This window comes from Paeniglutamicibacter quisquiliarum (assembly GCF_019084045.1).
In the GTDB taxonomy this organism is placed as follows: domain Bacteria; phylum Actinomycetota; class Actinomycetes; order Actinomycetales; family Micrococcaceae; genus Paeniglutamicibacter; species Paeniglutamicibacter quisquiliarum.
Genome location: NZ_JAHRED010000002.1, coordinates 575,647 through 590,506 on the forward strand (window position 1 = coordinate 575,647; position 14,860 = coordinate 590,506).

A 14,860-nucleotide genomic window follows, 5' to 3' on the forward strand; every position below is an offset into this window, starting at 1 on the left:
GTGTTTGGCGTATCCTTGCCTCGTCCAGGAACAGGACGCCCCGATGGGCACGGGAGGCGGCACCGGGCCGCGGGACGCCGCTGCCGCCGCCAATCAGCGCCACCATGGACGCACTGTGGTGCGGGGATTCGAAGGGCGGCCTGCGCAACAGCGAGGTGATGGGACGCCCTCCGGCCGCCAGCGAGTGAACGGCAGTGGTCTCCAGCGCCTGGGCGTCGTCAAGGTCGGGCAGCAGCCCCGGCAGGCGCTGCGCGAGCATGGTCTTCCCTGCCCCGGGCGGCCCGGTGAACAGCAGGTGGTGGCCGCCGACGGCCGCGACCTCCAACGCATACCGCCCCTGGGTCTGGCCGACCACCTCGGAGAGATCCAATGCCGGTGACCTGGTCGCGGACCACCCCGCCGTGGTGCGTGCGGGCGAGTCGTGCCGCGCCCTGTACTGCAGCTCCAGCGGGTTTGCGCCGCAATCGGCAAGCACCTGTGACAGGTGGGCGTAGGAACGCACCGAAGCGCCTGCAACCAGTTCCGCCTCCGACTGGTTCTGGGCTGCCACCACGACGTTTGGGTAGCCATCGCGCACAGCGGCCATGACCGCAGGCAGCACCCCGGAGATGGGGCGCAGCGATCCGTCAAGCCCCAGCTCGGCGACATAGACGACTCCGGGAGCAGGCGTGATGGATCGGTCAGCGGCCAGCGCCGCCAGCAGGATGGCCAGGTCGAATCCCGACCCGCGCTTGTGCAGCGTCGCGGGTGTCAGGTTCACCGTCAGGCGACGGTTGGGCAGCGGAATGCCGGAGTTTCGTGCGGCTGAGCGAATGCGCTCGCGAGATTCGTTAAGTGCCGCGTCGGGCAGCCCCAGCAGGATGAAGGCGGGGATGCCGTTGCCCACGTCGGCTTCCACCTCGATGAGCTGGCCGTTGAGTCCGGTCAGGCCAATGCCGAGGGTGCGGGCCAGGCTCATGAGTCCACCCCGATCAGGTGTTCGATGCTTGGTTCTCGCCCCGGGGCCATGAGGATTGCCAGCACGTCCACCCGAACGGTGTGCGGATTCCGGCGGTGGGTCACGCACCATTGACGTACCAGGCGCGAGAGCCTGCGCAGCTTCTGCGGGTTCACCGCCTCGGCCGGATGGCCGAAGCCCAGGGAGCTGCGAGTCTTGACCTCAACGCCAACGACCTGGCCGTCCGTCTCGGCAACTATGTCCAGTTCCCCGATGTTGCAGCGCCAATTGCGTTCCAGCACCGTGTATCCGGCACCGGTGAGATAGACCGCGGCAAGTTCCTCCCCCGCGGCGCCGAGTTCCTGGTTGTGGTTCATACGCGCACTCCTCTCCGTTGAGACCCGCAGGCGCTCATCGGGAGACAGTTGAGCGGGAGCGGTCTGATTTCAAGCGTGCACGGCGTGGCGCAGCAACGGATCCGGATCGAACAGAGGTGTGGATAAGCGGAAATCGGATACCGGCGAGCGCGGCATCAAGGCTGGTCGGATTTGTGGCGCCCCCTGGGAACCGTCTGCACCCTTCACGGCAAATGCATAAGCGCCTTGCTGCCTGAATGGGAAGCGGGCCGTTGCCTCATCCCGATTCGGGGAGCGGCAACGGCCCGTTCGTGGCGCGGTCGGTGGTACCAGCGGGGCCGGATCATCCTCCGTAGGGCCAGGACCAGCCGCCGTTGTCTTCGGGGTCGTAGGCGACCTGGCCCTTGAGGGCATCCACGTCGAGCACGACCTTGCCCTTCACGGTTTGGCCCGGGTTGACCACCGGCGGCAGCAACACCGAGTCGTCGAAGCAGCCCCAGGCCGTCTCCGAGGTCACGTTGCGGTCCGGGGACCCGGCCGAGGTCGTGACGGAGAAGGCCTCCGCGACCAATGGCATGAACAGCTCCTTGGATCCTCCCGCCGCCTTGTCGGAGACCGAGGCGGCCAGGGTCGCCTCGACGTCAAGGACCAGGAACTTGGTGCGCATCGGGCTGAGCGACTGGTTTCCCACGCGCGCATCGCACCGGGACAGGAGCTGGCTGTTGGTGACCTCAATGGTGAAGTAGCTCTTGTTGGTTTTTTCGTCGACCAGGCCGGCCTTTTCGCCGGCCTTCTTCTGGACGTTGTCGAATTTGTCGATCTTCACCTCGGTACCGGTGGACGGATCGACTTCGGCGGCTGCGGGGCCCGCAACAAGGTCGCCGGGGAGTTCCCATTCCGTGCTGCTTGCGGCACCGGCCATGCCGATGCCCCATGCCGCGAGGCCGAGGACCGCAACGCCCGAAACGGCGCCGGTGATGATCTTGCCCTGCTTTTTCATGGTCAGAACCTCTTTAGGTAGTCGCCGGAAGTCACTCGGATTCCGTGTTTGGTCAGGTACTCGCCGATCTTCTTCGATCCAAGGTAGGCCCAGGACTTCTTGCCGTCCTTGTCGGTGACCAGCACCCGGTTGTAGTTCTGGTCAGCCAGCGGCTTGTTGGGGTTGAAGCGTTCCCACTTGTCCATGTTGGCCACGGTTGCGCGGTAGCTGCCCGGCTTGATGTCCATTCGCTCGACAACCACCTTGTCGGAGGCCTTCCCGCTGGGGATCACATAGGACAGCCAGGTCTTGTTGGGCTGGAGGTACATGCTGTGGGAGGAGATCGACGTCTTGGTTTCCCTCGAGGTCTTTCCCCGCAGGATGTAGTAGGCCGACTGCCCCTTGCGAAGCGTTCCATAGACCGCAAAGGAGTACTGGCCCGTCTTGTCCAGGTACTTGTTTGAAATCCAGCCCGTGCCCTTCGAGGACTTGACCTTTGACCAGCCGTTGGCTGTCGTCAGGTAGGAGACGCGCTCGTTGGCCGGAACCGTTCCCAGTCTTGGGTGCGAGGTGCCGGCCCCCTTGCGGATGTTTACCTTCGCAGTTGTCCAGCGATGGGCGGTTTTGGGTGCCGCGGGCTTGGGCGCGGGCTTCTGGGCGGCCGGGGCGTTCTTGAGGTACCTGGAGGCCACCCAGCCGGCTTTGTTCTTGTACGTGGTCTTGCTCCAGGTGCCGCTGGTCTGGGTGACGGTGACCGTGGTGTTCTTCGGGATCACCACCAGCACCTTGTTCGTGGTGCTCTTGGCCGCACGCAAATTCAGGTTGTACGTGGTGGTCTTCCGCGTGGAGGACTCGACCTGGGTCTTGGGCGCCGGCTTCTTGGCGGCAGGGGCGTTCTTGAGATATCGCGAGGCCACCCAGCCGGTCTTGTTCTTGTACGTGGTCTTGCTCCAGGTGCCGCTGGTCTCGGTGATGGCCACGGCGGAGTTTTTCGGAATGGTCAGCAGCACCTTGTTCTTGGTGCTTTTGCCCGCGCGCAGGTTGAGGTTGTGGGTGGTGGCCTTCTTCAGGTTCACCTTCTTCAAGGCAATCGCGCTACCCGCGGGTTCCAGCACCATCGACGCCGATGCCGTGGTTTCCGCGGCCGGGGCGAGTCCGTGGGTGGCCGGCGGCGACGCAAAGCCCGAGCTGCTTCCGGTCACCACTACTGCCAGTGCCAGGGCTGTGGCGATTCTCTTCTTCTGCAATTGGATCCCCCATTGATGCTGGTCTTCTCGGCGCCGGGCTCGGCCATGGCGGCGGCCCGGACGAAGGCATTTAAACCACCATACGTGCGCCGAATGGACAATTGTCGTTTCCACTCGATGATTACGCTTTCTTCTCCGGATTTCGGGTTCATGAAGGCGGGTTCCGGCCGGACTATCCTCCATAGGGCCAGGACCATCCGCCGTTGTCCTCGGGGTCGTACGCGACCCTTCCCCGGGGGACGCCTACGTCCAACCCGACCTTGCCGGAGACGCTCTGCCCCGGATTGACGACGGGAGGCAGAAGTTGCGCATCGTCAAAGCAGCCCCAGGCCGTCTCGGAGGTGACATTGCGGTCAACTTCCCCGCCGGGGTTGCTCACCGAGAATGCCTCGGCTACCAACGGCATGAACAGGTCTTCCGGGCCTCCTCCGGCCTTCTCGGCGACGGAGTCCGCCAGGGACGCACTGACTTCAAGCACCAGGAATGCGGTGCGGATTGGACGGAGCTTGTCGGTGCCGACGCGCGGTGTGCAGTCATCCACCACTTCGCTGTCGGTGACCTCGATGGTGAAGTAGCTCGTCTTGGTCTGTTCGTCGAAGAGTCCGGCCTGCTGGCCCGGGCCCTTTTCGACGTTGTCCAAGGCATCGGCCTTCACCTTGCGGCCGGTGGATGGGTTGGTTTCCGCGATTGCCGGTCCGGCACCCAGGTCCGCCGTGGGCGTCGGACCGGGCTTGGGGGCCGACGCGGCGTAGCCGATTCCCCAGGCCGCGAAGCCGGCCACGACCACCGCCGAGGTGGTGCCGGCGATGATTTTCCTGTGCGTCCGCATTTTCAGTACCGCCTCAGATAGTCGCCGGAGGTCACGCGGATGCCGTTCTTGACTAGGTAGTTGCTGATCTTCGAAGCCCCCACGTAGGCCCAGGAACGCTTGCCGTCCTTGTCGGTGACGAGCTTGCGGTTGTAGTTCTGGTCGGCCAGCGGCTTGCGCGGATCGAAGCGTTCCCACTTGTCCAAGTCGGCCAACGTTGCGCGGTAGCTGGCAGGCCGGATGTCCATGCGTTCGACCACGACGCTTCGGGCGGAGGACGAGCTTGGAATGATGAACGACCACCATGTCTGGTCAGGCTTGAGATACATGTTGAAGTTGGCAATCCGGGTCCGTGTTTCACTGGTGGTTCGCCCCCGCAGCAGGTGGTAGGCGGACTGCCCCTTGCGCAGCGTCCCGTAGACGGCGACCGGGTGCTGGCCATGGGCGTCCAGGTAGCGGTTGGAAATCCAGCCCGTGCCCTTTGACGTCTTCACGTTTGACCAACCGCTGGCCGTCCTGAGGTAGGTGACGCGCTCGTCGGCCCGCACCACTCCCAGGCTCGCGTACGAGGTGCCTGCACCCTTACGGACATTCACGTTTGCCGTGGTCCAGCGGTAGGCGATCTTGGCGGCCGACGCGTTCTTCAGGTAGCGCGAGGCCACCCAGCCGGTTTTGCCCCGGTAGGTCGTCTTGCTCCACGTTCCGCTGGTTTGCGAGATAGTCACCGTGGTGTTTTTCGGGATCGTCACCAGCACCTTGGTGCCGGTGCTCCTGCCCTGGCGCAGGTTCAGGTTGTAGGTGGTGACCTTGCGGTTCGTTGCCTTGGCAGGTGGCTTGGCGGCCGACGCGCTCTTGAGGTAGCGCGAGGCCACCCAGCCGGTCTTGCCCCGGTACGTCGTCTTGCTCCATGTTCCGCTGGTTTGCGAGATCGTCACCGTGGTGTTTTTCGGGATCGTCACCAGCACCTTGGTGCCGGTGCTCCTGCCCTGGCGCAGGTTCAGGTTTTAGGTGGTGGTCTTGCGGGTGGCGGCAGCGTTCTCCAGGTAGCGCGAGGCCACCCAGCCGGTCTTGCCCCGGTAACTCGTCTTGCTCCACGAACCACTGGTCTCGGTGACGGTCACCGCGGTGTTCTTCGGGATCATCACCAGCACCTTCGTGGCGGTGCTCCTGCCCTGTCGCAGGTTCAGGTTGTAGGCGGTGACCTTCTTCAGGTTCACCGTCCCCATCGCGATGCCCGGTGTCGCGGCCCCGGCCGGCTGAAGGGTCGTGGCCGGACTCCACGTCGCTCGGGCGACCGGGTCCAGTTCGTGGTTGGCCCCCGGCGCAGCGAACCCCGTACTGCTTCCGGTGACGGCAACGGCGATGGCAAGTGCCGTGGCTAGTTTTGTGCTCTGCAATCGAATCACCCCGTAGGTTTTTGTCCTTCTCGATTCGGCCGCGGACCGGAGGCAGAGAGCCGCTCCGCGACGCCGTGATGTGCTTTGACGTTGACGCCGTTGCCCGGTCGCAGTGGTTCAACGTTCCGGATTTTGCCGTCATACATGCAGTGTCCACAGGGGCGGGAAAGGTGACGCGGATTACGCCACTTTCTTTTCTTAAGTTTCGAAGGTGGCGGTTGGCGCCCGGGAAACGGGCGGGGCAGGATGGCTCCGGAAGCCGGGCCGGGATCAACGCTCCGGTCGGATTTTCCCGGGGCTGTGGGGCTTTTGCCGGCGTCGCGGGCACTGTTCCGTGGCTTACTGCCCTTTGCTGCCCGGGGTACGAATGCGGGTTGTCGCCTCGCGCAGCAGCGCGCAGTCGATCTCCAGCGCAACGGCCAGCGGTTCCATGGTGCCGTCCGCGGCGAGGGCGTCCTGGACCGTGACGGTTCCGGTGAGCGCCTCGGCATCCAGGGCCCGGTCGATCCAGAAACGGTGGACCAGCCGGTAGCAGTTGCGCTCGATGTTTCCCTCGCCACCGTGCATCCCTGCCGGGTAGGAGGTCCCGGTGGCGGCGTCGACCAGCTCGACGCCGAGTTCGACGTTTCCGAGGTGTTCATGGCTGCGCCGGTGCCAGGTCGCGGCGTCTTCCTGGGAGCCGCGCAGGTTCAGGTAGTCGAAGACCAGCAGCACCCCGGTGCTGTGGACCGTGGCGGTTGCCAGGTGCAGCACCTCGCGATCGCCGTGGTGGAGCATTTTGTCCAGGACCACCGTGGCGCCCAGTTCATCGAGCCGTGGCCCGAATGCGGCTTCCTGCTCCCGGTCCCGGGCGAGCTCCTCGGCCTCCAGCATCGCTGCCAGTTGTTCCGGGTCCACCGGCTCGAGGCGGTGCAGGGGACTTTCCCGGAACGGGTGGCCGGTGTACGCCCTGTGCGCCATTCCCAGGGATTCCAGTGCATCGTGCACGCGGTCCGAGGCGGCCAGCAGTTCGGCATCGCCGGTTGCGGGGGCGAAGGCCTGTCCGAAGTCCGCCGCGCGTGATGCCAGCTTTAGCCGGTAGTCAAGCAGCGCGTCGTTCAGCCCGGTGATGGCAGCGGCCAGGGCGCTCTCGCCCTCTTCCGGGTCCGGGGTCCCGTCATCGAAGTCGAAAGTCAGTGAGCTGAGGTACGGCAGCCCGTTCTGCGTGCCTCCCGAGACGCGGAAGAAGGAGACGGTCCCAAGGTCCGCCTCATCGTCGCCTGCGGGGTTGTCGTTGCCTGGCTGCTCATTCATCTGCCGGTGCGCTCCTGGGTGGGTAGTTGCCTGCTGCCTGGCCCGAGCCTAGCAGCGGGCCGGCCGACATTGCCGCGCAGCGAATCTCGTCCGGAGACAGGGCTGCCCCCGAAGCCGCGCCCCTGGTGCGGGGCGGCTTCGGGGGCAGTGCCGGCACGGCGTGCCGGAAGCGGCGATCGCGGCTAGTTCAGTCCCTCCTTGGGGATGGACAGGTCATCGACGCGGTTCAGTTCCTCGATGTTCACGTCCTTGAACGTCACGATGCGCACCGATTGGACGAAGCGCCCGGTGCGGTAGACATCCCAGACCCAGGCGTCGGTGAGCGTGAGGTCGAAGAAGACCTCCCCGTCGGCCGATCGCGTCTTCAGGTCCACGTTGTTGGCCAGGTAAAAACGCCGCTCGGTTTCCACGACGTAATTGAAGAGGTTTGCCACGTCCTTGTATTCGCGGTAGAGCTGCAGCTCGAGTTCCGCTTCGTAGTTCTCCAGGTCTTCGGCACTCATGGTGTTTTCCCCTCGCCCCCTGACTCGATGTTCACTCCCGGCGACTTGGGTGTCAGTTGCCAGGTCTTCCGATGGTATTCGCACGCCCCGTGCTCGGCGATGCCGGCGCGGTGGGCGGCTGTGCCATACCCCTTGTTTCGTATCCAACCGTACGCCGGGTAGGTCCGATCGTACCCATCCATGAGGTCGTCGCGCTCGACTTTGGCCAAAATGGATGCAGCTGCGATGGACAGGGCCAGCAAATCGCCCTTGATCAGTGTGTGGACCGGAATCAGCAGCCCGTCGATGTCTTCCGGGTCGCCGAATCCCGGCACCAGGGAATCAAGCAGCGTGGGCTGGGAGGTGGCCGAGAGCCAGTCCAGGTTCCCGTCCAGCAGCACCGCGTCGGCCTCCTGCCCGCGGTGCGCGGCGGTGGCGGCGCGCAGCCCGGCCAACCGCAGGGCCGGAACGAGGCCCAGGGCGTCGATCTCGGCGGCGCTGGCATGGCCCACGCCCCAGGCGGCGGCCCAGTCCTTGATCGCCGGGACCAGTTCGTGGCGCAGCGCGTCGGGGACCAGCTTGGAGTCCCGCACCCCGGGCAGTTCGGTGGCGGTTGCGGGGTCGATGACGACGTAGCCCACGGACACCGGCCCGGCCAGCGACCCGCGGCCCACCTCGTCGGCGGCCCCGATGAACCGGTGCCCGCCGGCCGCGGCAAGGGCCAGCTCGTGTTGCAGGGTCGGCGGCGTCGATGCCATCAGTTGGCCGGGGCCGGGACCTGGGCGAAGACCCCGTCCCCGCCCGGGATGCCGCCGAGTCGGTCCAGCGGCCAGGAAATGACCGCGGCCCTGCCCTCGACCGCTGCCAGGTCGACGAAGCCGCCCTGCAGGTCCTCGTGGAAGCGGGAGTCGGCGGAGGCGCCGCGGTGGTCGCCCATGACCCAGACCTTGCCCTCGGGGACGGTCGCGGTGAATTCGGTGTCCGAGGGGTTGTCTCCCGGGTAGATGTACGGCTCGGTGATTTCCACGCCGTTGACCGTCAGCTTGCCGTTGTCGGAGCAGCATTCCACGGTGTCCCCGGGCATGCCGATGATCCGCTTGATCAGGTGCTGGTTGGAGGGGTCGGGGACCAGGCCGACGAAGGTGAAGAATTCGGTCACGGGATTGGTCGCCGTGGGGGCGATCGGCGGCAGCCAGCCCTCCTCGTCGCGGAAGACCACCACGTCACCCCGGGAGAGGTCGAACGGGCCCGGGGCCAGGAGGTTGGCAAAGATGCGGTCGTTGACCTGCAATGTTTGCTCCATGGAGCCGGAGGGGATGTAGAACGCCCGGAAGAAGAACGTCTTGACGACCAGCGAGATCACCAAGGCGACCACGACGATGATGAGGACCTCGCGGATGGCGGCCCACACGGGGTTTCGTTTTTTCCCCGGTCGGTCCGGTGTTGCTGCTGCGTCGCTGGCGTGGCTCACGTGGGTGCAGGCCCTTTCAAGATTCTGGTGTTGCTGTCGGCGCGGGGAGACAACCGTTCCCGCCGTCCCGAAAACGGACGCGGGTGCCCGTGCCTTCCCTCGGGTACCAGCCTACGTCGCGCCGGGGCCTTGCCCGGTCGTGGCGCGCCTGGGGAAGATCCAAGGCGCGCCACGACCGGGCAAAAAAGACTGGTCAGCCGGAGGATGCGGGACTGGCAGGTCCCGCCGATTCGACGAACTTCAGCGTGATGCCTCCGGTGACGTCGTCGGCCGCCAGGCCCTCCCTGATTTCCCCGAGGTGCGCGGCATCCACCGCGAGGGTGATGGAGCCGTCGCGTCCGGAGGGAACGTAGCGGTGGATGGCCGTGGCGATGTCCCCGCCCTGCTCCCGTTGCCAGGCCATGATCCTGCCGACGGCGGCCTCGAGCTCGGCGGCGGAATGTTCGGCCAGGTGGGCCACTGCGCCGGCCGCGGTGACGATTGCCTCGGAGGCCTTGTCGGTGACCGCGACGTGCAGCTTGTTTTCCGCGATCCAGGCCTCGGAGTACTTCTCGCCCAGCGTTTCCTTGAGAGTTTCATTGAGTTGGAGCAAATCCGGGTCCTGGGTCTCGTGGGGGGCGGCACTGAGCGACGCCGAGGGGGTTGGACTGGAGGATGCAGGCGCTCCGGCCTCGCTGCCGCAGGCGGACAGCAAGAGCACCGCCGCCAGGGCGGCACCGCCCAGCGCCGGGCGTGGCATGTGCTTGCTCATTTGTGTGTGACCACCTTCTGATTTGGGACGAGTCTAGGCGGTAAGCCGGGGTGTTGGCTGTGGACGGCATGGGAATGGCGCGGGGGCCTCCCCCGGAATTGCTGACAATTCCGCGAAAGGCCCCCCGCGCCCGCGAGTCGCGGCTAACCGGTGATGAGGCGATTAGGCACTGTAGTGCCCGGCGCCCCTGCGGCGCAGCAGCATGAACAGGCAACCGAGCACCATGAGAGCGCCACCTGTCGCAATGACCGGCAGGGCGGCGTTTGCGCCCGTGTTGGCCAGGCCGCCGCTGCCGCCGTCATCGCCGTTGATGTCGCCCTGCGGAACAACCGGTGCCTTGGAAGGCTCGGGATCCTGCGTGGGCTCCGGCGAAGCGGTCGGGGCCTCGGTTGGCTCGTCGGTCGGTCCTTCCGTCGGTTCCGGCTTCGGCTCCGCGGCGATGGTGAAGGTGCTGGACGTGGCGGCCGAGGAAACCCCGTCGATAACCTGTACGGCGGTGACCTTGTGCTCCCCTGCCTCCAGGTTCTCGGGTGCCAACACCGTCCATGCCCCGTTGACCACCACGGCGGCCAACTCGTTCTCGTTGCCGGCAGCGGCCGTGGCGACCCCCGTTTCGCTGCTGGCCGGGACAGCGGTGAGCTCGGAGCCATCGAGGGTCACCTTGATGGTGGACCCGTTGATGCCGAAGCCGCTGATGGTCTTCGGGGCCTTGTCGAAGGCGAATTCCTGGCCGTCGGTCGGCGAATCGATGGACGGCGCCACCGGGACGACCTTGAAGTCACTCGTCACCGGGGAAGATGTGGTCTCGCCGATGCTCTGCACGGCGGTGACGCTGTGCGGGCCATAGGTAAGGACCGCATCGTCTTCCAGCGTGACGCTCCAGTTGCCGTTGTCCCCAACGGTGGCTTCCCGCGTGACCGCCCCGGTCAGCCTGACCGTGGCGCCGGCCACGCCGGTACCCGAGATCACGGCCTGGTCCTCGGTGTAGGTCTTGCCGTTTGCCGGTCCGGTGATGGCAGGCGCGGCGAGCCGGATGGCAAAGCTGCTGGTGGCGACCTTCGAGGTATCGCCGTCCTTGGCCTGGGTGGCGGAAACGGAGTGCTCGCCGTAGGACAGGGCGGTGGGGAGCTTGACGCTCCACGTGCCGTCGGCGGCGACCTTGGCGGTGCCTGCGGCATCGCCGGTCAGCGTCACGGTGGCTCCGGCAACGCCGGTGCCCGAGATGACCGACACCGCTGCCTCGAGGGTGGCGCCGTTCTTCGGGCTGGTGATGGCAGGGGTGCCGATGACGACGTTGACCGAGCCCGCGGTGGTCGCCGACTTGTTGAAGCCGTTGACCGTCTGGATGGTGAAGTCGTATTTGCCGTAGGACGTCGGCGCCTTGAAGCTGAACTTGCCCGCGGAGACCGTGGCGCTGATGGGCTTCTGGCCGGCGGAGCGAATCACCACCTTGGAGCCGGACGGGGCGCCGGCCACCGTGCCGGAAATCGTTGAGCCTGCCGCGATGTCCGCGCCGTTGGACGGCGAGCTGACCACCGGGGCATTGAGGAACATGGCGATGGAGTAGCCCTTGGCGTGCTTCAGGCCGTCCTTGATGTCCGTGAAGTAGGCCCGGCCGCCATCGGAGGTGGATACGGCGCTTGTCACGCCGACCGCGGTGCCCCCGGCAACAGCGGATCCACCGGAGTCGCCCTCGTTGGCCTTCAACAGGTCGGCGTTCACCATGCCGAATCCGCGGACACCTCGAACGTCGCCTTCCCCGTTGTACCCGCCGACAAGGAGGATCCCGACCTCGTCGACGGTGCCGCAGGTCCAGCCCGTGGTGCGTCCGGATTTGCAGACTTCGGCGCCGATGACCGCGCTTGCCACGCCTGTCACCTTGGTGCCGGAATCGCGCTCGTCGGCGCCCTTCCAGTTGGTGACCATGGACTTGAGATCCAGGTCCGGGTTGATTTCGTCGATGACGGAAATGTCCGTTCCGACATTTCCGATGTCTTCAGGTTTCGTCGCGGTTTCGTACCCGGTCACGGAGGTGTTGCCGGGGCCGCCGAACTGGGAGAAACCAAAGACGCCCAGGGGGGCTCCGATTTTTTCGAACTCGTTCGGTGCGGTGTGCTCCATGATGTTGACGTCGTTGATGTCGCCGTCGCGCTCGCAGTGCCCGGCCGAGATCGCCGCGTCCTGGCCCGCGGAATTGAATCCGTTGAAGCCAATCGAGCACAACGCCACAGTGGTCGGGCTGGTCCGTGCGCCGTAGCCCATGCCGCCGAGCACGTCGCCCGCGGCCGCCGGCTTGGCGGGCCCCTCGGCTTTCTCGATGGTGACCTTGGTGTACTGCTGCGCGAATTCCTCGGGGGTGAGCTTGCCGCCGAATCGCAGGGCGGTTGCCTTGGGGGTTTCCGTCGCTCCCTTGCCTTCGACCGTGGCCGTTCCGCCGGTGCGAATGACGAAGCTGTTGGCGCCGGTCTTCATGACGGCCTGAAGCTGGGACACGGCCTTGGGCTCGACGTTTTCGACGTATGCCTTGAGCAGCGAATCCGCATTCTTTGGCGCTGACTTGGCAACGGTCTTCGGCACGGCCGTAGCCTCGGTCTTCGGGCTTTCGGCGACCGGGAGCTTCGACGGAACGGCCGCGGGCTCCTTGCCCTCGGGAGTCTTCACGGTCTCAACGCTCTTCGGCTCCGCCGAGGCGACGACCTCGGGCTCCGCCACGATGTTCAGCTCGACGTCTGTGCCCTCGGTCAGTTCGTCGAGCTTTTCGGTGACGGTTTTGAGGGAAGATGCAGCCACAGTGACAGTGATCTTGTTCTCGTGATTGCAAAGTCGGCGACCAGCTTCGACTGCTGCAATTCCTTGGTGAGCGAATCGACAACGGAACTGAGCTCGCCGTTCTTGTAGAACTCTTCGATGGTGATGCCAAGGTCGCGCTCCACTGCCTCCTTGAGCCCGCTAGGCAGTGCCGCCTGGCTCTGGTCTTTCGAGGCCTCCGTGCTCGAGGCGGCCGCGGACCCGGCAGATGTCGGCTCCGGGTTGATCGACGTGGTGGCGAGGGCCGGCACCGTGGCGAAACTGCTGCCAAGCACCAATGCCGTGGTGGCGGCGGCAATAGTGCCGCGCTTCATTAGCGCACGTGAGGATTCGTGCATATGGAGATCTCCCAATTCAAGGTGTGGTGCCTCGCTTTTGTGTGCGCCGCGTCTGTCGTGGGACATCAGTTTGGGCATACGGCGAGCAATGACTGTTACCGAAATGAAACCCTAACTTGTGTAGTTATCCACGAACAAACCACTTCGGCGGCAATATCCACCCGATGGACTATTTGACGCATCAAACACTTTGGGAAAAAACGCACAATCGCGGGGCTACATCGCCCGGAGACGCTCATCACTCCCACCGACACGCCCGGGCACAATTTCCTCATGTCACCCACGTAATTATTACGTAATTCGCAGACTTCGCTCAGTTTTCCCTGACGCGCCCGCGCTTGCATTCAGGGCCGCGGTCCGGTCATGCGCATTTTAAATAACCTCTGGACATACTTTAATATCCAAGCAAATTGACGAGTGCAAAATGCAACGCATGACCATCCGACAACCTCCGCATGAACAGTCGAGGTACGCCTGCGGAAGGTTTCATGTGCCACCTCGCCGGGTCGATAGCGTACGCGCAGCACCGGGAGGGTTATGGGGAGCCTGTCGCAGGTGGACCGGCGCGTGTCGTGCGTATGGCGGGCAGTCGAGGGTATCGACGAATCGAGGGCTCGCGCGGCGAAAGTGCGATGTGCGGGGTGCTGGACGGAGTGCACCTACGGGCGACCGGTGCCGCCTAGCACTCCAGGTAGGTGCGCAGCGATACGTCGACGAGGGCCGTGGAGGCCGGCGGCGTCATGTGAAAACGGGGCGAAATCATGTTGCATCCGGGCAACGGAGAACGGAACAGGTCCGCCGTGGGCAGGTGTGCTCCGAGCCGGGCAATGACGTGGCGGATGCCCGGGATAGTTTGGTTAGTTGGCGCCGGGCATGAGGCCCTGGGCGGCTGCCCCGTCGACAGCGCGGCCGCTGCCAAGTGGCCAAATCACGTCGGTGACCTTGCCGATGACACGATCCGAGACGATCATGCCGCCACCGGGCGCTCCCAGCAGCGCGCGCGAGTCCTCGGACACCGAGCGGTGGTCCCCCATGACCCACAGCCGCCCTGCGGGAATCCGAACGTCGAACTCCATATTGCTCGGCTTGTCCCCGGCGAAGACATAGGGCTCGTCAAGCGGGACGCCATTGACGCTCAAGCGCCCGTCGGCACCGCAGCAGCTGACGGTGTCGCCGCCGACGCCGATGACGCGCTTGACGTACACCGAGTCGCTGCCGGCCAGGCGCAGCGCCCAGGCCAGGGAGTCCAGGGCGTTGGGACGCTGGTAGGGCAGGAAAGAGCCGCGTCCGTCGAAGATGACCACGTCCCCGCGTTCGATTTCGGCGTCCTTGTAGGCAAGCCGGTTCACGAGCAATCCCTCACCCGGGTTCAAGGTGGATTCCATGGAAGTGGAACCGATGTAGAAGAAGTCAACGACGGTGGCGCGAACGCCAAGGGTGATCACCGCAGCAGCAGCAAGCGCGCCAACGGCAAAGCGCCAGCCCCTCGAAGGGGACCGGCGCTTTGTCGAAGCGGAAAAACGTTCCGATTCAGTAGATCGATCCACGATGGATCCCCATCCATGCCGCCCGCTGGGAGGCAGAGATGAAGGCTCTCGCTTTTCTGGCTACTTGGCGGTCCGGAAGTCGCGCTTTTCGCGGATCTTCGCGGCCTTGCCGTGGCGATCGCGCATGTAGAACAGCTTGGCGCGGCGAACGTCGCCGCGGGTCAGCAGTTCGATCTTGTCCAGAACCGGGGAGTGCACCGGGAAGGTACGCTCTACGCCGACACCGAAGGAGACCTTGCGAACGGTGAAGGTTTCGCGAACGCCGTCACCCTGGCGGCCAAGGACGAAGCCCTGGAATACCTGGACACGGGAGTTCTTGCCTTCGATGATGTTGACGTGAACCTTGACGGTGTCACCGGCGCGGAAGTCCGGGACATCGCTGCGCAGCGAGGCTGCGTCGACAGAGTCGAGAATACGCATGATTGCATCTCCTAGGCAGACGCCGC

Annotated in this window: 15 protein-coding genes and 1 pseudogene; all 16 read right to left on the bottom strand. The window is 65.3% G+C overall.

The genetic code is table 11. The features are described from left to right. Positions 1–16: 16 nt before the first annotated feature. A pseudogene (locus KRR55_RS06325) lies at positions 17–958 on the bottom strand (ATP-binding protein); the annotation flags it as partial. After that, on the bottom strand, positions 955–1,314 hold the full coding sequence (locus KRR55_RS06330) for a YraN family protein (RefSeq protein WP_217388192.1): 360 nt from the start codon (positions 1,312–1,314) through the stop codon (positions 955–957). The pseudogene KRR55_RS06325 and the gene KRR55_RS06330, both read right to left, overlap by 4 nt. 322 nt (positions 1,315–1,636) lie before the next feature. Then, positions 1,637–2,293: a hypothetical protein gene (locus KRR55_RS06335; RefSeq protein WP_217388193.1), complete on the bottom strand. Its 657-nt coding sequence runs from the start codon at positions 2,291–2,293 to the stop codon at positions 1,637–1,639. A 2-nt stretch (positions 2,294–2,295) separates the two neighbouring features. Beyond that, on the bottom strand, positions 2,296–3,519 hold the full coding sequence (locus KRR55_RS06340) for an SH3 domain-containing protein (RefSeq protein WP_217388194.1): 1,224 nt from the start codon (positions 3,517–3,519) through the stop codon (positions 2,296–2,298). A 172-nt stretch (positions 3,520–3,691) separates the two neighbouring features. Continuing rightward, positions 3,692–4,348, bottom strand: a complete 657-nt coding sequence (locus tag KRR55_RS06345) for a hypothetical protein (protein WP_217388195.1) — start codon at positions 4,346–4,348, stop codon at positions 3,692–3,694. A 2-nt stretch (positions 4,349–4,350) separates the two neighbouring features. After that, the gene (locus tag KRR55_RS06350; RefSeq protein ID WP_336245053.1) at positions 4,351–5,328 is read right to left on the bottom strand and encodes an SH3 domain-containing protein; all 978 of its coding nucleotides are present in this window, start codon (positions 5,326–5,328) and stop codon (positions 4,351–4,353) included. 3 nt (positions 5,329–5,331) lie between these two features. Beyond that, complete coding sequence (locus KRR55_RS06355; RefSeq protein WP_217388197.1) at positions 5,332–5,724, bottom strand: SH3 domain-containing protein; 393 nt, start codon at positions 5,722–5,724, stop codon at positions 5,332–5,334. 339 nt (positions 5,725–6,063) lie between these two features. After that, complete coding sequence (locus tag KRR55_RS06360; RefSeq protein ID WP_217388198.1) at positions 6,064–7,017, bottom strand: hypothetical protein; 954 nt, start codon at positions 7,015–7,017, stop codon at positions 6,064–6,066. A gap of 182 nt (positions 7,018–7,199) precedes the next feature. Then, entirely contained in the window at positions 7,200–7,520 is a 321-nt protein-coding gene (locus KRR55_RS06365; RefSeq protein WP_217388199.1) for a DUF2469 domain-containing protein, read from the bottom strand. Further along, complete coding sequence (locus KRR55_RS06370) at positions 7,517–8,257, bottom strand: ribonuclease HII (protein WP_217388200.1); 741 nt, start codon at positions 8,255–8,257, stop codon at positions 7,517–7,519. The genes KRR55_RS06365 and KRR55_RS06370 overlap by 4 nt, the downstream gene beginning before the upstream one ends. Beyond that, the gene (lepB, locus tag KRR55_RS06375) at positions 8,257–8,970 is read right to left on the bottom strand and encodes a signal peptidase I (RefSeq protein ID WP_217388201.1); all 714 of its coding nucleotides are present in this window, start codon (positions 8,968–8,970) and stop codon (positions 8,257–8,259) included. Before lepB (KRR55_RS06375) ends, KRR55_RS06370 begins: the two co-directional genes overlap by 1 nt. A gap of 193 nt (positions 8,971–9,163) precedes the next feature. Continuing rightward, positions 9,164–9,721 (bottom strand): hypothetical protein, encoded by a 558-nt coding sequence (locus KRR55_RS06380; protein ID WP_217388202.1) that lies wholly within the window; start codon positions 9,719–9,721, stop codon positions 9,164–9,166. A gap of 162 nt (positions 9,722–9,883) precedes the next feature. Then, a complete protein-coding gene (locus KRR55_RS20640; RefSeq protein ID WP_217388203.1) occupies positions 9,884–12,511 on the bottom strand; it encodes a hypothetical protein in 2,628 nt (875 codons plus the stop codon). Next, positions 12,463–12,843 (bottom strand): hypothetical protein, encoded by a 381-nt coding sequence (locus KRR55_RS06390; RefSeq protein ID WP_217388204.1) that lies wholly within the window; start codon positions 12,841–12,843, stop codon positions 12,463–12,465. Before KRR55_RS06390 ends, KRR55_RS20640 begins: the two co-directional genes overlap by 49 nt. An 881-nt stretch (positions 12,844–13,724) precedes the next feature. After that, positions 13,725–14,414, bottom strand: a complete 690-nt coding sequence (gene lepB / locus KRR55_RS06395; protein WP_217388205.1) for a signal peptidase I — start codon at positions 14,412–14,414, stop codon at positions 13,725–13,727. A 60-nt stretch (positions 14,415–14,474) separates the two neighbouring features. Next, on the bottom strand, positions 14,475–14,834 hold the full coding sequence (gene rplS, locus KRR55_RS06400; RefSeq protein ID WP_217388206.1) for a 50S ribosomal protein L19: 360 nt from the start codon (positions 14,832–14,834) through the stop codon (positions 14,475–14,477). Between the last annotated feature and the right edge of the window lie 26 nt (positions 14,835–14,860).